At 68.4% G+C, this 16,021-nt stretch carries 15 protein-coding genes; 5 read left to right on the top strand and 10 right to left on the bottom strand.

Annotated elements, in window-relative coordinates:
• Positions 1 to 15 precede the first annotated feature (15 nt).
• Positions 16 to 1,110: a HigA family addiction module antitoxin gene (locus IPV08_RS19020; protein ID WP_056355050.1), complete on the top strand. Its 1,095-nt coding sequence runs from the start codon at positions 16 to 18 to the stop codon at positions 1,108 to 1,110.
• Positions 1,111 to 1,170: 60 nt separating this feature from the next.
• On the opposite strand, the gene IPV08_RS19015 is transcribed toward IPV08_RS19020, so the two are convergent.
• From IPV08_RS19015 to IPV08_RS19005, 3 genes are all read right to left on the bottom strand, one after another.
• On the bottom strand, positions 1,171 to 2,241 hold the full coding sequence (locus tag IPV08_RS19015; RefSeq protein WP_056355301.1) for a murein L,D-transpeptidase family protein: 1,071 nt from the start codon (positions 2,239 to 2,241) through the stop codon (positions 1,171 to 1,173).
• A gap of 88 nt (positions 2,242 to 2,329) precedes the next feature.
• Positions 2,330 to 2,848, bottom strand: a complete 519-nt coding sequence (lspA, locus tag IPV08_RS19010; RefSeq protein ID WP_177232401.1) for a signal peptidase II — start codon at positions 2,846 to 2,848, stop codon at positions 2,330 to 2,332.
• A complete protein-coding gene (locus IPV08_RS19005; RefSeq protein ID WP_207413031.1) occupies positions 2,845 to 5,010 on the bottom strand; it encodes a heavy metal translocating P-type ATPase in 2,166 nt (721 codons plus the stop codon). The genes lspA and IPV08_RS19005 overlap by 4 nt, the downstream gene beginning before the upstream one ends.
• A 117-nt stretch (positions 5,011 to 5,127) precedes the next feature.
• Here IPV08_RS19005 and IPV08_RS19000 point away from each other — a divergent pair, with 117 nt between their 5' ends.
• Positions 5,128 to 5,529: a helix-turn-helix domain-containing protein gene (locus IPV08_RS19000; RefSeq protein ID WP_056355059.1), complete on the top strand. Its 402-nt coding sequence runs from the start codon at positions 5,128 to 5,130 to the stop codon at positions 5,527 to 5,529.
• A gap of 365 nt (positions 5,530 to 5,894) precedes the next feature.
• On the opposite strand, the gene IPV08_RS18995 is transcribed toward IPV08_RS19000, so the two are convergent.
• The 7 genes from IPV08_RS18995 to IPV08_RS18965 form a co-directional block, all read right to left on the bottom strand.
• The gene (locus tag IPV08_RS18995) at positions 5,895 to 6,236 is read right to left on the bottom strand and encodes a hypothetical protein (protein WP_056355304.1); all 342 of its coding nucleotides are present in this window, start codon (positions 6,234 to 6,236) and stop codon (positions 5,895 to 5,897) included.
• A gap of 5 nt (positions 6,237 to 6,241) precedes the next feature.
• Positions 6,242 to 6,952, bottom strand: coding sequence for a hypothetical protein (locus IPV08_RS18990; RefSeq protein WP_056355062.1), 711 nt, complete (start codon positions 6,950 to 6,952; stop codon positions 6,242 to 6,244).
• Between the two features lie 28 nt (positions 6,953 to 6,980).
• A complete protein-coding gene (locus IPV08_RS18985; RefSeq protein WP_056355065.1) occupies positions 6,981 to 10,238 on the bottom strand; it encodes a CusA/CzcA family heavy metal efflux RND transporter in 3,258 nt (1,085 codons plus the stop codon).
• A gap of 14 nt (positions 10,239 to 10,252) precedes the next feature.
• Positions 10,253 to 11,677, bottom strand: coding sequence for an efflux RND transporter periplasmic adaptor subunit (locus IPV08_RS18980; RefSeq protein ID WP_056355068.1), 1,425 nt, complete (start codon positions 11,675 to 11,677; stop codon positions 10,253 to 10,255).
• Between the two features lie 135 nt (positions 11,678 to 11,812).
• Complete coding sequence (locus IPV08_RS18975; RefSeq protein WP_244472794.1) at positions 11,813 to 12,175, bottom strand: hypothetical protein; 363 nt, start codon at positions 12,173 to 12,175, stop codon at positions 11,813 to 11,815.
• 65 nt (positions 12,176 to 12,240) lie between these two features.
• A complete protein-coding gene (locus IPV08_RS18970; RefSeq protein WP_082487856.1) occupies positions 12,241 to 12,474 on the bottom strand; it encodes a hypothetical protein in 234 nt (77 codons plus the stop codon).
• A gap of 101 nt (positions 12,475 to 12,575) precedes the next feature.
• Positions 12,576 to 12,824, bottom strand: a complete 249-nt coding sequence (locus IPV08_RS18965) for a hypothetical protein (protein WP_056355073.1) — start codon at positions 12,822 to 12,824, stop codon at positions 12,576 to 12,578.
• Between the two features lie 579 nt (positions 12,825 to 13,403).
• Between IPV08_RS18965 and IPV08_RS18960 the strand changes: the two genes are divergently transcribed.
• From IPV08_RS18960 to IPV08_RS18950, 3 genes are all read left to right on the top strand, one after another.
• Positions 13,404 to 13,613 carry a heavy-metal-associated domain-containing protein gene (locus IPV08_RS18960; RefSeq protein ID WP_056355076.1) on the top strand — a complete coding sequence of 70 codons (210 nt, stop codon included), beginning with the start codon at positions 13,404 to 13,406 and terminating at the stop codon, positions 13,611 to 13,613.
• A 92-nt stretch (positions 13,614 to 13,705) separates the two neighbouring features.
• Positions 13,706 to 14,179, top strand: coding sequence for a hypothetical protein (locus tag IPV08_RS18955; RefSeq protein ID WP_056355079.1), 474 nt, complete (start codon positions 13,706 to 13,708; stop codon positions 14,177 to 14,179).
• Positions 14,180 to 14,269: 90 nt separating this feature from the next.
• Entirely contained in the window at positions 14,270 to 16,009 is a 1,740-nt protein-coding gene (locus IPV08_RS18950; protein ID WP_091972256.1) for an HlyD family efflux transporter periplasmic adaptor subunit, read from the top strand.
• The last annotated feature ends 12 nt before the right edge of the window (positions 16,010 to 16,021 follow it).

Here is a 16,021-nt window from a genome sequence, read left to right as displayed (position 1 = left end):
GCGGAGACCAAGGGGATGACGACGCAGGAAGCCTGGACGCCGCAATGGGCGACCCATCCCGGCGAACACCTCGAAGAGTACATCCAGGAGCGCGGCTGGTCCCAGGCCGAGTTCGCCCGCATCGCCGACATGACGCCCAAGCTAGTCAGCACGATCATCAACGGCTCCAACCCGGTCACGCCCGAGACCGCACTGAAGCTGGAGCACGTGCTCGGCCTCAAGGCCTACATCTGGACCGGCCTCCAGGCGAACTGGGACCTGTTCCAGGCTCGGCAGCGGGAGCAGGAGGCGGCCGTGCGGGAGGCCGAATGGCTCAAGGGGTTCCCTATCAGGGAACTGAAGGCCTGTGGTCGCCTTCCCCAGACCAACGACCCCGGCAGGATCATGGACGGTCTGCTGGGCCTCCTCGGGATCGGGGGACCGCACGCCTACGAGGCGAAGCTCGGTTCCCTGGCCGTGCACCACCGCAAGGCGAGGACCGGCACCACCTCGCCCCACCACATGCTGTGCTGGCTGATGCTGGGCGAGGAGAAGGCGCGCCGGCTCAGCCTGCCGGCCTACGATCCGGGGCGGTTCAAGCAGGGATGCGCAGAGATCCGTTCGCTGACCGTGGAAATGCCTGAGACCTTCGAGCCGCGCATGCTCGAAATCTGCCATGCGTCCGGCGTCGCCCTAGTGTTCCAGAAGCCCCTAAGCAAGACCTGCGTCTTCGGATCGGCGCGGTGGCTGAACGACGACCGTCCCATGATCCAGATGTCGCTGCGCATGAAGAGCAACGACCATTTCTGGTGGACCTTCTTCCACGAGGCGGCGCACATCAGCCTGCATCGCGGAATGAATTTCGTCGACGACAAGAACGGCGAGGACAACGACGTCGAGGCCGAGGCGGATGCCTGGGCCGAGGAGATGCTGGTCGGGCGCGAGCGGATCGATGCCTTCGCCACCACATGCCCACGGACGAAGCAGGAGGTCGTGACCTTCGCCGACGAGGTCGGGCTTCATCCGGGCATCGTGGTCGGCATGCTGCAACACCGACGCGTCCTCGCATTCAGCCACCTGAACGACCTGAAGGCACGTTTGGGATGGGCGGACGAGGTCGCCGCCGCCTGAGTGCGCGGGGCATCGGTCAGGCCGCCTCGGTCATGGGGGCGCTGATGGCCGACAGGCCCATCACCTCCGCCCGTCCCCCGCCGCGGCGAAGGTCTCAAGCAGGCGCCGACGCTCAGCCACGAGAATGCTAGTCCCCGGCGGCTTGGGCGCTGCCGTGCTCCGTACCGGCTCCCGCCTTCCGACGAGCGCGACCGGCCCCTGCGCTGGCATGTCCACCTCTCGCGGGCCTGATGCCAGGGCTTCGGGTCGGCTTACCTCGCCTAGTCCGTTGCCGGCAGCCATCATGGTCTCGCGGAACGCCCGGTGCTGACCGCCGTCCTCGTACACCAGCCGGACCGCCGACGTTCCGCTCGCCACGAGGGCGGCGACCTGCCGCTCGTCGTCCGCCTGCTTCCGGGCGACCGCGTCGGCGGCGGGGGCGTCAACGCCCGCATCGAACGCGTAGCGTCCGCCCGCCACGTCGACGGCCGGTTCCGCCCCCGTGACCTCGAACCGGTCCGACCCTTCCTTGAGGTTCCTCCAGAAGGCCATGTTCGGGTCCTGCCGGTGCCGGGCGAGGTTCTCCGGGGTCATGCGGAACGGGTAGGACTGGAACTGGACGGCTCGCTGCCCGCCCGCGAACGCCTCGCGGACGACGGCGTAAAGCTCCGAGATCGCCTCGTCCGTCATCGCGAAGCAGCCCTGGGACGAGCACGAGCCATGGACCATCAGGTGCGTCCCCGTGCGCCCCAGGGAGCGGTCGTACGCGTTCGGGTAGCCGAGGTTGAACGACAGGTAGAGGCTGGAATTCGCGTTCATGGACTCCGGCGTGATCGCGTAGAAGCCCTCGGGGGCCTGTCGGTCGCCCTCCCGGGTCTTGGGCCCGAGCTGACCCGACCACCGGCACATCGGATACGTCTTCAGCAAGGCGTACCTGCCGTCCGCTCCGCGCTTCCAAAGCTCGATCTCGGACTCCTTCTTGTAGGCCCGCATCAGGATCGGGTCGGCGGAAGACACACCCTTGGTGGACATCAAGGCCAGGGTCTCAGGCGGGATGGGCGCGAGGTGGCGGGTCGAGCCAGCGTACCGTCCGTCCTGGCAGGCGGACAGCGCCGACAGGAGAGCCAACCCGAGCGTGATCTTCTTCAGCATGTCGGCCTCGACGGTATCTGTGTCCGAGCCTGGGCCCGGGAGGGGCATGACGGGTTGCCGTGGCCACGGTTCGGCGGGATCGGGGCTATCATGAGGTCAATTCCCCGGCATCGGGATGCCGCCGGCGCGTTCGGAAGCCGTCGATGAGCAGCAGGACGACGCCCAGGGAGATCCAGGCATCCGCCAGGTTGAAGGTGAACCAGCGCATGCCGCCCATGTGCAGGTCGAGGTAGTCGGTCACGGTCCCATCCATGAACCGGTCGATGAGATTGCCCGCGGCGCCGCCTGCCATCGAGGCGAGCCCGAGGCGTTCGAGCCCGCTTCCCGCTGCCACGGCACAGCCGGCGATGAGGCAGGTAAGCGTGCCCTGGATGCCAAGAAGAAGGGTCAGGGAAGACGGATCGCGTGCCGGGAACAGGCTGAAGCTGATGCCGTGGTTGAACGACAGGCTCAGGTCGACGAAGGGCAGGAAGCCCTGGACCCCACCCTCGGCCAGCCAACTCTCGGCCGCCGCCTTCGCGGCGAGGTCGATGGCCGCGGCGGCCACCAGGATGGCGCCCACCGTCGCGACCCGGCGGGCCAGTCCCTCGGATGGGGTGGTCATCATGCCCTCAGAAGGCGGAGCGCGTTGGCCGTCACCAGGACGGTCGCACCGGTATCCGCCAGGATGGCCGGCCACAGCCCGGTGATGCCGGCGAGCGTGGTCACGAGGAACACCGCCTTCAGTCCGAGTGAGATGGCCACGTTCTGATGGATGTTGCCGAGCGTGGCCCGGGACAGCGCCACGAGGGCGGCGACGTCGGACACCCGGTCGTTGAGAACGGCGGCATCGGCAGTCTCCAGCGCGGCATCGGTACCGCCGCCCATGGCTATGCCGACGTTGGCTGCGGCAAGCGCGGGGGCGTCGTTGATGCCGTCGCCGACCATTGCCACAATCCCCAATTCCTTCAGGGCATTAACCTCGGCGAGCTTGTCCGCAGGTAGAAGATCGGCCCGGGCGGTGAGCCCGAGGCCCCTTGCGATGGCCTCGCCGGTACGGCGGTTGTCGCCCGTCAGCATCACGCACTCGACGCCGAGCCTGCGCAAGGACGCGATGGCGGCGGTCGCATCCTGTCTGGGCTCGTCCCGGACCGCTATGGCGCCGAGGGCCTCGCCGTCCCGGACCACGATGACCGCGGTCTTGCCTGCTTCCTCCAGCGCCGCCACGGTCCGCTCGGCCTCGTCTCCGAGGGGGGCCAGCGTCGCCGCGTGGCGGGGGGAAGCCACCACGACGAGCCGTCCTGCTACGGTGGCCTGGACGGCCTTACCGGGCACCGCCCTGGCGTCACGCACCGGCCGTAACGGGATGCCGTCCACCCCCGCGCGTTCGATAAGAGCTCGGGCGATGGGGTGGCTTGACCCCGCCTCCACCGCCGCTGCCAGCCCGAGAAGGGCCCGGTCCGTCATGCCCGTGGCGAACGGCAACACGTCCGTGACGAGCGGCCGACCGACCGTGAGCGTCCCGGTCTTGTCGAAGGCGACGGTTCGAACCCGCCCGATGGTCTCAAGGGCGGCGCCACCCTTCACCAGAAGTCCGCGACGAGCCCCGGCGGCCAGCCCGGAGGCGATGGCGGCGGGAGTCGAGAGGACGAGTGCGCAGGGGCAGGCGATGAGGAGCAGAGCCAATCCACGATAGATCCAGGTGCTCCAGTCGGCACCGAGCAGGAGGGGCGGCCCAAGCGCGGCCAGCGCGGCGAAGGCGAACGCCACCGGGGTGTAGACGGCGCTGAAGCGGTCGATGAAGCGCGCGGTCGGCGACTTCGACGCCTGCGCCTCCTCCACCATATGCAGGATGCGGGCGACGGTGTTGTCGGAGGGCATCCGGGTCACCCTGACCTGCAGGGCGCCGTCCGCGTTCACGCTGCCAGCGTAGACCGCGTCCCCGATTTCCTTTGGCCGGGGGACGGATTCCCCCGTGATGGGGGACTCGTCGAGGCTCGACGACCCGTCCGTGATCTCACCGTCGGCGGGCACGCGGTCGCCGGGGCGGACCAGCACGGTCTGCCCGATCCGAAGGGCGGCAGCCGGCACCTCGCGCACGATACCGTCCTCCTCGATCAGGCGCGCCGTCTTCGGCACGAGGCCTACGAGCGCCTTGATGCCGGCCCGGGATCGGCCTGCCGCGAAGCCTTCGAGCATCTCGCCGACCGTAAACAGCAGGACCACGACCGCGGCTTCCTCGGCGGCATGGATGGCGAGCGCGCCGACCGTCGCAACCGACATCAGCATCTCGATGGAGAAGGGCGAGCCATTGCGCGCCGCAGCGATGGCCCGGCGTCCGTAGAAGGCAAGCCCAAGGAGCGCCCCGGGCCAGTAGGCGTACTCGCCGACCAGCGCAGGCTGGGCTTGATCCAGTAGGAAGCCCACGGCGAACAAGGCTGCGATGGCAATGGCTAGGAGCCCCTTGCGGCTGCGCCAGGCGGGGGGCTCCGCCTTCTCGTCCTCGACCGAAAGGATATCGGTCCCGGACGAATGGGCATGGGCGAGGTCGGCTGCCGTGGGCAGGGAGGCGACGCCGTAGCCGAGGCCGGCGATCCGCTCCTCAAGCGCAGCCCGGGGCGTCGCGCCCTCATCAAGCACGAGGTCGAGGACCTGGGCCGTGTAGTTCACGCGCACGTCGCCGACGCCGGGGAGGCGGGTCACCGCCGTCTCGATCTTGGCCGCGCAACTCGGGCAATCCATGCCCTTCACGCGGTAGCGCAGTACGGCGGCTGCGGGGATCTTCCCCATGGTTCCTGTCCCCGGCATGGCATGCTCCGTCGGCCCGGGCGTCGCGCCGGGCGGTGGGACCCCCTATGTGCACCCTGTAGCAACTACAGGGTCAAGACCGTGGCGAACGCATCCTCCATGACCATCGGCGACTTGGCGGCGGCGACGAACACCCGTGTCGAGACGGTCCGGTGGTACGAGAAGGTGAAGCTCCTGCCGAAACCCGCGCGGTCGGCGGGCAACTATCGCCTGTACGGCCCGGAGCACCTGCGTCGTCTGAGCTTCATACGGCGTGGCCGGGACCTCGGCTTCACCGTGGACCAGATCCGCGAGCTTCTGGCTTTGGCCGACGAACGCGGCCGGTCCTGCGCCGAAGTCGACACGATCGCGCGTGCGCACTTGGCGGAGGTCGAGCGGAAACTCTCGGACCTCACCAGGCTCGCCCGTGAGCTGAGCGACGTCATCGGTCAGTGCAAATGCGGCTCGGTCGCAGACTGCCGCATCATCGAGGCCTTGTCGCCTCACGGCGACCTGGCCTGAGCGGGGGACCGACCAAATCGGGGCACCGGCGGATGGAGACGGCCGAGCCGGCGTCAGCCCGATGGGGGTGATCGCCCATCGGTCCAGCGGCGCTCACGTCATGGAGCCAAGGAGATAGAGCAGGATCCAAACGCCAGGAACGAGGAGCAGCACCCAGGCGAAGGAGCGTAAAGCCGCCTTGCGAACGTGCGGCCGCACCCGCCGCCGACGCCGTGGATTGCCTCGCCCCCAAACATTCTCATTTCGCGCAGCCTTCTTGCCGGCCATTGGGCATTCCTAAGTCCGGGGACCTACCTGGCACTTCGAGGGCGGCCGTACCGCCCCGCCCCCTGTTGTCTCCCCACCGTGTCGATTCCGGAGCCTTGCTAGAGGGTCTGTTGCGTCCTCAGGTGCCGGTAAAGGGCATGCACGGCGTCCATGTAGTCGAGGGAGGGACTTTTCCGGCAAAACGCCCGGAGGAAGTTCGCCTGCGCGCTCAGTGGCATCGAGGCCGGCGCCAAGTCGAGGCCCTCGTCGATGCCTTCGGGTGCCCGTATCAGCGCCCCGCTCATGAACCCCTGGGCCCAGGCGAGGTAATCCCGCTCCCTCTCCGGCGCTTCCCCGATGTCATGGATGAAGCGCGCGCAGGTGGATGCGCCGATGCCCACGATCTTCGTGGCCGGCGCCTGCGCCAGGATCACGAAGACGCCCGAAAGCACAGCCGGCATCGCCATCATCGTCCGTTACCATCGGGATCGAGGAGCCTGGAAGCGTGCACGCCGGCCGGATGGCCGGTCATGGCCTCGTGGGTGGCCGAGCATCCCGCGTAGCGCCCGCCCTGGGAAACCATCAAGAGGCGCCGGTCCCCCGAAGCCGATGTCCGGACCGCCAGGAAAGTCCGAGCCGCAGGCCATGCGACGGTTCCCGGAGCGTCACCCTCCCGCGGCGTTCCATGGCGTTGAACGCCTTCCTGGAGGATGGCGGCGTAACGGGCCGGGAGTTCCACGTCGGAGAAGGGGCGGCTGAGCCAGATGACTTGCTGCAGGCCCTCGTCCTTGCAGACCTCCAGGACGACCCGGTCGGTGTCCCGTCCGGCCGAGGGGGGACGGTCATGGAAGTAGATCAGGGCGGTGATGTTGCCTTCCCGGTCCACCATCGAGGGTTTTGGTACCTCCGTCAGCGGCCCCCACGAGAGCCCGAACGGCGCTTCTTCCGGCTTGGCCGGCTCGGGGGTATCCATCGCCATGGTGCCCGGCTGTCCGACCTGGCAAGGACCGGCGTGCCCTAGGGAATAGCCGCAGGGTTCGGGCACGGAGACCGTCGGGGACGGCATGAAGCCGCTTCGCAAGGGAAAACGGCCGGGGATCACGCAGCTTTGGTCGCTCGCCGCGGAGGTTCCGCCCATTCCAAGGAAGCAGGCGAGGAGCAGCGCGGCGACGTTCATGGCAGGGCTCCGTCCGGTGGGGGCTGCCTCACTCCGCCGCGACCTCGACCTGGTGCCTCGCTTGGCCGGCACCAACCGGCCGGGCGCCCCCCGACGGCAGGACCGCTCCGGCAAAGCGTGCGTACAGGGCCGGCAGGACGACCAACGTCAGCAGGGTCGCGCTGATGAGGCCTCCGATCACCACGGTGGCGAGCGGCCGTTGGACCTCGGCCCCCGTCTCGGTCGCCAACGCCATCGGTACGAACCCGAGGGACGCCACCAAGGCGGTCATCGCCACCGGTCGGAGCCGGGTCATCGCGCCTTCGAGGATCGCCTCGCGCCGGGGCTTCCCCTCCGCGATGAGCTGCTTGATGTACGTCAGCATCACCAAGCCGTTGAGGACCGCCACCCCCGACAGGGCGATGAAACCCACCGCCGCGGGCACGGAGAACGGCATTCCCCGCAGCCACAGGGCGGCGATGCCGCCGGTGAGCGCCAGCGGCACCGCGCTGAACACGAGTAAGGCGTCCTTGGCCGAGTTCAGGGCCGAGAACAGAAGCAGGAAGATCAGGAAGAAGCAGACCGGCACGACCACCATCAGTCGCTGGCGGGCCGAGGCCAGGTTCTCGAATTGTCCGCCCCAGGTCACGTAGTAGCCGGCCGGAAGCTGCACCCCGGACGCGACCTTGGCCTGCGCCTCGGCGACGAGCGAGCCGATGTCGCGGCCCCGGACGTTGGCGGTGACCACGACGCGGCGCCGACCATTTTCCCGCGAGATCTGGTTCGGGCCCTCGGTGACAGAGAAGCTCGCCACCTGCTTCAGGAGCACGGAGGAGGCCCGCCCATTGGCGCCCGGGGGCAACGGAACAGGGATGTTCTCCAGGGCCTCGCGGTCCTCGCGAACCTTGTCGTTCAGCCGCACGACGATGGGGAAGCGGCGATCCCCCTCGAACACCATGCCGGCCTCGCGGCCGCCGATGGCCGCCCCGATGACGTCTTGGATTGCGGACGTGCTCAGGCCGAGGCGCGCGGCCTCGGTCTTGTTGATCTTGATCTCCAGGAACGGCAGGCCGGCCGTCTGCTCGACCTTGACGTCGTCGGCCCCCTCCGTCCCGCGCAGGATCGCGGCGACTTGGTTGGCGGTCTTGAGCATCGGCTCGAACTCCTCACCGAACACCTTTACGGCAAGGTCGCCGCGGGTGCCGGCCAGGAGCTCGTTGAAGCGAAGCTGGATGGGCTGGGAGAACTCGTAGACATTGCCGGCAAGCGACCCCAGGGCCTTCTCGATCTGCTCCTGCAAGTCCGCCTTGGACAGGTCGGGGTCGGGCCATTCCTCCTGCGGTTTCAGAATGACGAAGGTGTCGGACGAGCTCGGTGGCATGGGGTCCGAGGCGACCTCGGCGGTGCCGGTCTTCGAGAAGACGTAGGCGACCTGGGGGAACCGACTAACGGCCTGCTCGACCTTCAGCTGCATCGCCTGCGACTGGGTGAGCGAGGTCGACGGGATGCGCTGGGCGTTCAGCGCGATGCTCTTCTCGTCGAGCTGCGGGATGAACTCCTGCCCGAGCTTGGTGAACAGGAACCCGGCCCCGACGAGCAGCACCAGGGCAACCGCGACGAAAGTCATCGGGACCCGCAGGGCGGCACCGAGGACCGGACGGTAGGCGGCTTTGATCCCGCGGATGAGGACGTTGTCCTTCTCCGTCACCTTGCCGGTGATGACGATGGCGATCATCGCCGGCACGAAGGTCAGCGACAGGACGAAGGCCGAGAGAAGGGCGATGATGACGGTGAGTGCCATCGGCTCGAACATCTTGCCCTCGACACCAGTGAAGGTGAGGAGCGGCACGTAGACGAGGATGATGATAGCTTGCCCGTAGAGGGAGGGCTTGATCATCTCCTCGGCCGAGGCCCTCACCGTGACGAGGCGCTCCTCCAGTTCGAGCTTGCGCCCGAGCTCCCCCTGCCGCTCCGCCAGGTGGCGCAGGGCGTTCTCGGTGATGATGACGGCCCCGTCGACGATTAAGCCGAAGTCGAGGGCGCCGAGGCTCATCAGGTTGGCGCTGATGCGGCCCTGGACCATGCCGGTCATGGTCATCAGCATCGCCACCGGGATGACGAGGGCAGCGACGATGGCCGCGCGGATGTTGCCCAGCAACAGGAACAGGATGACGACGACGAGGGCCGCGCCCTCGGCCAGGTTCTTCGCGACGGTCCTGATGGTGGCCTCGACGAGGACCGTACGGTTGAGCACGGTCTGGACCTGGATGCCGGGCGGTAGCGTGCGCCGGACCTCGGTCATGCGAGCGTCGACGCCGGCCGCCACGGTCCGGCTGTTCTCGCCGATGAGCATCAGGGCGGTGCCGATCACCACCTCGCGCCCGTCCTCGCTGCCGGAGCCGGTGCGCAGGTCGCGCCCGATCCGAACCTCTGCGATGTCGGAGATGCGGACCGGCACGCCGCCGCGCGTCGTCACTACGACGGAGCCGATGTCCTCCATGGTCTCAAGGCGGCCGGCGGCGCGCACTACGTAGCCCTCGCCGTTGTCCTCAAGGTAACGTGCGCCTTGGTTGGCGTTGTTGGCCTCCAGCGCCCGGGCGATGTCGGCGAAGGACAGGTCGAGGGCGGTGAGCTTCATCGGGTCGGGCTGGACGTGGTACTGCTTGTCGAAGCCGCCGATGCTGTCGACGCCGGCGACCCCCGGCACGGTCTTCACCTGGGGGCGGATGATCCAGTCCTGAACGGTGCGCAGGTAGGCCGTGCGCTCCAGCTCGGTCGTGAGCCGCTGGCCCTCGGGGGTCAGGTAGCTTCCGTCCGACTGCCACCCGCCCTTGCCGTCCGGGGAGACCTTGCGCTCCTCGGGCTTGGCGTAGTGGATGGACCACATGTAGATCTCGCCCAGGCCGGTCGAGATCGGGCCCATGTGGGGCTCTGCCCCGGGCGGCAGGGTCGACTTCGCCTCGTTGATGCGCTCCGCCACCTGCTGCCGGGCGAAGTAGATGTCTAACTTCTCGGAAAAGACCGCGGTGACCTGGGAGAACCCGTTCCGCGAGAGCGAGCGGGTGTATTCCAGGCCCTTGATCCCGGCGAGGGCGGTCTCGACCGGATAGGTCACCTGCTTCTCGATATCGACCGGCGAGAGCGACGGCGCCGTGGTGTTAATCTGCACCTGGTTGTTGGTGATGTCGGGCACCGCGTCGATGGGGAGCTTGGTCAGCGAGAAGACGCCGAAGCCGGCGGCGAGAAGCGACAGGAGCACCACGAGCCAGCGCTGGTGGACCGAGAAGTCGAGGATCTTCGAGATCATGTCCGCGCCCGCCTTCAGTGGTCGTGGTCGGCTTCGGCCTTGCCGAGCTCGGCCTTCAGGACGAAGGAGTTGGCCACCGCGACCTCGTCGCCTGGGTTCAGACCCGAAAGGATCTCGTAGGCCTGGTCGTCGGCCTTGCCGATGGTCACGTCCCTTCTCTCGAACCCCGCCGGGGTCCGCACGAACACCACCTTCTCGCCGCCGATGGTCTGGATTGCGGATTTCGGCAGTCGGACCTTGACGGGATCCTGGGCGATCTCGACTTCCGTCGTCACGAAGGTCCCCGGCCGCCAGGCCATGTCCTTGTTGGGCAAAGAGACGATGACACGGGCCGAGCGCGTCTCCGGGTTGAGGATCGGGCTCACGAAGACGACCTTGCCCTCTGCGCGAGGGCGGTCGTCCCCCGCGACGATGGCCACCCGGGCGCCCTCTCGCACCTTCGCCAGCTCGGTTGTCGGGACCGAGAGCTCGATCCACACGGAGGACAGGTCGGCCACGGTGTAGACGTCCGCGGGGTCGCCCTCGCTGCCGACCTTCGTGCCGACGTCGACCTTTCGCTCGACGACCCGTCCGGCGAGGGGGGACCTGAGCTCGTATCGTCGAAGGGTCGACAGGTTCGGGGTTGTCTCGTCCTTCTTGGCCGAGACTGCGACCTCGGCCGCGTTCAGCCCCAGGGCCGAAAGCTTCTGGCGGGCGAGGTCGACGCGAAGGGTCGCTTCCGAATAGGCCGCCTTCGCGTTGAGAAAGGCCGATTCCGCCGAGATTCGCTTGTCCCAGAGCGCTTGCTGGCGGTCGAAGTTGGTCTTCTCCAGGTCCGCCTTGACGGTCGCCGTCAGGAACTCGCTCTTGGCCTCTGCAACCTCGCGGCTATCGAGGACCGCTACGACCTCGCCCTTGGCTACGTCCTCGCCGAGACGCTTGCGCATTTCCGCCACCGTCCCGGCAACCCGGGCGGGCACGCGGGCGATCCGGTCGGCATCCTGGACGATGGAACCGGGAACGAGGAGATGGCGCGAGAGTATGCCGGCGTCGACGCGAGCCAGCTTGATGTCCTGCTCCGCGGCCTGTTCGGCCGTCATCTTGATCTTGCCCTCGCCCTCCTCGCCGTGCGCCTCGCCCTCGGCATGCGCGTGGCCGGGGGCCTTCGGCTTGGGCTTGGCCTCGTTATCCGAATGCCGATGTGCGGCCTCTCCATGCGCCGGCTCGCCCGCCGAATCCGGGCGCTCGTTGGAAGCATGCTCGTGATCCGGCTCGCCGTGTCCCTCGTCGCCCTTCCCGGACGCCGGCCTCGATACGGCGGCGTTCGTCGGTGGAGGCTTCGGGGCCGTTGAAAGACCGGCGGTCGCGAGGGCGCCCTGCACGATTTCGGACACACGCGGGAAGGCACCGCCGATGGCGATGCCTATGGCCAGGAAGGCCACGGACAGAAGTGCACGCATGGAAGGAGGCCGTTTGCCTGGAACACGAAGGCCCGTTCTCTGGGCTTCGGTGCTCCGTACTGTTCACGCTCTGTGGGGGCCGATCATCCGCTGGGATGGTCGGAGGACGCGCGCCACGGACGTGACGACGCCATCTCAGGCGCGGGGAGGCCTCGGAAGGCGGTCCGGCGAGACCGAAACCATAGTCGCGTCCACGAGGGCGTAGGTCGGCCGCTTGGTCATGGCGCTCAGCGCCAAAGCCGGTCCCTCGGGATTGATGGCTTGGTGGCATCCGCAGTTTGCGTGACAGGTCAGGCAGCCATCAGCATGGCTTGCCGGAGCCGCGTCGGAATAAGCCGACATCGACACTTCGGCACCGGCGAAGCGATGGACCTCTGCGGAATGGATGGTTCCGGGAGCGACAAGCGCCAGGGCGAGCACGAGCGAGAGCGCGCGGACGGCGATCGCCCACCAACCGCGCATTGCCTCGTAGGCCCTAATTGGGGATCCCGCGCTCATGGCTGCCTTATGAACGATTCCGGGCCACTCGTACATGCCGGATGGCCCCCGACGGGAGGCAAGCCTCAATAGTCGTGATGGTGATGATGGTGGTGGCGACGCTCGTAGTAGACCGGCCGCTCCTCGTAGTGGCGGCGATGACGATGCACGACGATGTCGTCGTGGTCGCCGTGATGGTAGCGGTCGACATGGACGTCGCGACCGCGCCTCTCGAAGTCGCCCCCGTAATACTGCGCCGATGCGGCGGCAGGGACGAGGATCAGGGTCGCGGCGAGAAGGGCTGGGATGCGGACTCGCATGGCTCTTTCCTCAAGGATTGATGCCGTGAGCATGGGTCCGGCGACTTGAACGGGGTCTGAAACCCGCGTTCATCTTGCCGGACCTGGGAGCGGCGAACCGCTCAGTGGCGCTCGATGACCGTGGTTCGGCGCTCGCTGCCATGGTTGTCATCGTGATGGTCGTCGTGGTGGTGATGCTCGCGGACGACCTCATGGTGGTCGTCATGGTGACGGTCGCCGTGGCGCTCGCCATGACTGTCGCCATGGACGCCGACGCCGCCCGGGCCGACGTCGATGTGCTGGGCGAGGGCCCCGACCGGCGCCAGGGCCAGGGTCGTGGCGGCGGCGTAAGCGAGAAGGTTGCGCTTCATCGTGGCGCTCCTAGAAACATTGTATGGCCAGCAACGCATTTCGTTCGGAAACCGATCCGAGATTATTTTGGTGTTTCAGACGTATCGCTTAGCCAAAGATGAGAAGCGCACGAGATAATCGCGTGTATTGTTCGGGGTTCAGCGGACGCGAAGGCGCCTCGTTGGTCCTTTCGCTGGCGAGGTCTAGGATCGTCATTGGTCCGGACTGGTCGACGTGCGCCGGATACGCACGCCTCGGCACGGCGAAAAGGGGCGGTCGTCAGCCGGAGATGGCTATTGGCCCCGAAGGACGAGCTTCCACGCATGGTCGGGGCTTACAGGCATGGACGGATCGGAGCATGCCGGGTCGTCAAGGTCATATCGGTTCATGGCCTGCACGTGGACGGAAATTGACGCCCATGGTCAGCCCCTTACGTTGAGAGCAAGGGATAGGCCGGGCGGGGGCCTGCACCAAGCTTGAGATCACGCCAAGACAAGCCGCTCCGAGGTATCCGTCTGCCGCCGGACAAGAAGCTCTTGACCTTCCCATCATGGGAAGCCCCATATCGCCGTGACGTCACTTCTAAGAGGAGAACCGTCATGATCCGGCTCAAGGTCACTCGAATGAACTGCGGCGGCTGCGCCAAGTCCGTTACGCGCGCGGTCCTGGGCGTCGATCCGAATGCCACCGTCGACATCGACCTGGGCGAAGGCATCGTCTCCATCGCGTCGTCCTCGGATGCGGCGCGGTTCACCGACGCGGTCAGTTCCGCGGGCTATGGCGTCGAACCGCTGACCGCCGCGGCTTGACCGACCGGCAAGCGGAAACAATATCGGCGCTCGGCCATTTGTGTCCCGGGGCGAGTATTCCTCGGCCCATCGAAACGGTGTAAGCAATCCCGATGAGACCCGACCGGCAACTCGTGCGCCTGATGGCGGCGATGATCGTGATGATCATCGCCTACGTCGCGCCGTCTGCCGTCCAGGCTCACGAAGGCCATCATCACGGTGGCCATGACCATGCCGCCATGACGCGGGCGCCCAAGGCGTCCGTCGCGCCGCTGGCGGCCCCCGCACCGCGCGACGTCGGTCGGTCGGCGGCTGCCGTCGATGCAACGCCCGTGCTGCTCAAGGCCGCGGTTCCCGCCCGGGTCGCCGTCCTCCAGTCCGAGGACGCGGGTCGGGGTTGCTGCCCCGGTCCCTGCAAGGGCGCATGCTGCGGGACGATGTCCTGCTGCGTTCCTGGCATCCTCTCGGCTCCGATGACAATGCCGACGCTCGCCTTCGGGCATGTCGTTCTGGTCACGCACGACATCGACGGCCGCTCCGGCCTCGGCCCCGAGGCCCTGCCCAGGCCCCCACGAACCCTCGCGTAACGAACGGCGCGCCAAGGGCGCGCAACGGTCGGATTCCGTCCGCAAGCCGCGGATGTGCGTCCGGTGTTCGAACGCGAGGATGCCTCTTCCATGTCTTTTCGTATTGCCGCCGCCCTTGGCGCGGCGTGGCTGGCCGTCGCTTCGCTGGCGGGTCCCGCACGTGCCCATGAGGGGCACGACCACGGCGCACCGCCCCCGCCCGTCTCGAAGTCCATCGCCCCGCGCGGCGAGGCCGCGTCGGACGCGTTCGAGCTGACCGCCATCCCACGGGACGGGAAGGTCACGTTCTACCTCGACCGCTTCCGGACCAACGAACCCGTCCGCGGCGCAGTCCTGGAGGTGGAGACGCCCGAGGGGCAGAGGACCGCCACCGAGACCGCCGAGGCGGCCTACGTGCTTCCCGCGCCCTGGCTCGCGCAGGCGGGATCGCACGACCTCCTGGTGACCGTCACCGCCGGGGAGGCGGTCGACGTCCTCACCGTCCCGCTGTCCATCCCGCAGACCCAGGCGCCCGTCGCCGCCCCGGCCGCAGCGCCGGCCGGCACCGCCATGGCCAAGGCGTCCGCCGCCGTCGCCGACCTGAAGGCCCGCCTCGCGGCCAAGGACCCCGTCCTGATGCTGACCGCGGCGGCCGCCTTCCTCCTCGGCATGCTGCTCACCGTGCTCATGCGGGGCCGGCGCAGCCTTCCCGCCGTGGCCGTCATGGCGGTCTTCGTGACCCTGGCGCTCGGGACCGTGGCCTTCGCCCATGGCGACGAGGACCACGGCACCCCGTCCAAGGGCGACCCGGTTCAAGGCGCGGCCCTGCTCGACCCCGCGCAGCCGTCGTCCGACCTTGCCCAGCGCCTGCCTGACGGCTCCGTGTTCGTGCCCAAGCCGACCCAGCGCCTCCTGGTCCTGCGCACCACCATGACGGAGCAGGCGACGTTCCACCGGACGGTCGAACTGCCGGGACGCGTGATCCCGGACCCGAACGCCAGCGGCGTCGTGCAATCCTCGGTCGGCGGCCGGCTCTCGCCGCCGTCCTCAGGCCTGTTCCCGCGCCTCGGGACGACGGTGAGGAAGGGCGACGTGCTGGCCTACGTGACGCCCCCGGTCCAGGCCATCGACGTCTCGGACATGCGCCAGCGCCAGGGCGAGCTCGACCAGCAGATCGACGTCGTCGAGCGCCGCGTGGAGCGCTATCGCAAGCTCGCGACCACCGGCGCCGTCGCCCAGACACAGCTCGACGACGCCCTCTCCGAGCTGAAGGGCCTGCAGGACCGCCGCACGGCCCTCGACAAGGCACGACAGCAGCCGGAAGCCCTGGTCGCGCCCGTCGACGGCGTTATCGCGCAGGCCTCCGCGGTGGCGGGCCAGATGGCGGCGGCCGGCGCCATGGTGTTCCAGATCGTCGACCCGACCCGTCTCTGGGTCGAGGCCCTGAGCTTCGACGCCCTCACGCCGGCTGGGAACGCCACGGCCCGCTTCGCCGACGGGCGCACCCTATCCCTCGTCTACCAGGGCGCCGGCCTCGCCGACCGCAACCAGGCCATCCCGGTCCAGTTCGCGATCAAGGGCAACACCGCCGGCCTGCGGGTCGGGCAGTTCCTCACGGTGCTCGCCGGCACGGACGCCGAGCAGTCCGGCCTCGCCCTGCCGCGTGCGGCGGTGGTCCGCTCCGGCAACGGGCAGGCCATCGTCTACGAGCACGTCGCCGCCGAGCGCTTCGAGGCCCGCCAGGTCCGGGTCGAGCCCCTCGACGGGACCAACGTGCTCGTCGCCGAGGGGGTAGGCGCGGGCAAGCGCGTCGTCACCGAGGGCGCCGAGCTCCTCGATCAGGTCCGCTGAGGAGGCACGCCC

Source organism: Methylobacterium sp. SD274, from assembly GCF_017355285.1.
Classification (GTDB): domain Bacteria; phylum Pseudomonadota; class Alphaproteobacteria; order Rhizobiales; family Beijerinckiaceae; genus Methylobacterium.
Note: the sequence above shows the minus strand (reverse complement) of the source record. Positions and strands in the feature narration are given on the sequence as shown.

Excerpts from the sequence above, each read along its gene's own strand:
- IPV08_RS18990 (WP_056355062.1), bottom strand. The coding sequence starts at position 6,952 with ATGAACGTCGCCGCGCTGCTCCTCGCCTGCTTCCTTGGAATGGGCGGA.
- IPV08_RS18960 (WP_056355076.1), top strand. The coding sequence starts at position 13,404 with ATGATCCGGCTCAAGGTCACTCGAATGAACTGCGGCGGCTGCGCCAAG.
- IPV08_RS18995 (WP_056355304.1), bottom strand. The coding sequence starts at position 6,236 with ATGCCGGCTGTGCTTTCGGGCGTCTTCGTGATCCTGGCGCAGGCGCCG.
- IPV08_RS19020 (WP_056355050.1), top strand. The coding sequence starts at position 16 with ATGACGACGCAGGAAGCCTGGACGCCGCAATGGGCGACCCATCCCGGC.
- IPV08_RS18955 (WP_056355079.1), top strand. The coding sequence starts at position 13,706 with ATGAGACCCGACCGGCAACTCGTGCGCCTGATGGCGGCGATGATCGTG.
- IPV08_RS18975 (WP_244472794.1), bottom strand. The coding sequence starts at position 12,175 with ATGAGCGCGGGATCCCCAATTAGGGCCTACGAGGCAATGCGCGGTTGG.
- IPV08_RS18985 (WP_056355065.1), bottom strand. The coding sequence starts at position 10,238 with ATGATCTCGAAGATCCTCGACTTCTCGGTCCACCAGCGCTGGCTCGTG.
- IPV08_RS18965 (WP_056355073.1), bottom strand. The coding sequence starts at position 12,824 with ATGAAGCGCAACCTTCTCGCTTACGCCGCCGCCACGACCCTGGCCCTG.
- IPV08_RS19015 (WP_056355301.1), bottom strand. The coding sequence starts at position 2,241 with ATGCTGAAGAAGATCACGCTCGGGTTGGCTCTCCTGTCGGCGCTGTCC.
- IPV08_RS19005 (WP_207413031.1), bottom strand. The coding sequence starts at position 5,010 with ATGGGGAAGATCCCCGCAGCCGCCGTACTGCGCTACCGCGTGAAGGGC.
- IPV08_RS18970 (WP_082487856.1), bottom strand. The coding sequence starts at position 12,474 with ATGCGAGTCCGCATCCCAGCCCTTCTCGCCGCGACCCTGATCCTCGTC.
- lspA (WP_177232401.1), bottom strand. The coding sequence starts at position 2,848 with ATGATGACCACCCCATCCGAGGGACTGGCCCGCCGGGTCGCGACGGTG.
- IPV08_RS18980 (WP_056355068.1), bottom strand. The coding sequence starts at position 11,677 with ATGCGTGCACTTCTGTCCGTGGCCTTCCTGGCCATAGGCATCGCCATC.
- IPV08_RS18950 (WP_091972256.1), top strand. The coding sequence starts at position 14,270 with ATGTCTTTTCGTATTGCCGCCGCCCTTGGCGCGGCGTGGCTGGCCGTC.
- IPV08_RS19000 (WP_056355059.1), top strand. The coding sequence starts at position 5,128 with ATGACCATCGGCGACTTGGCGGCGGCGACGAACACCCGTGTCGAGACG.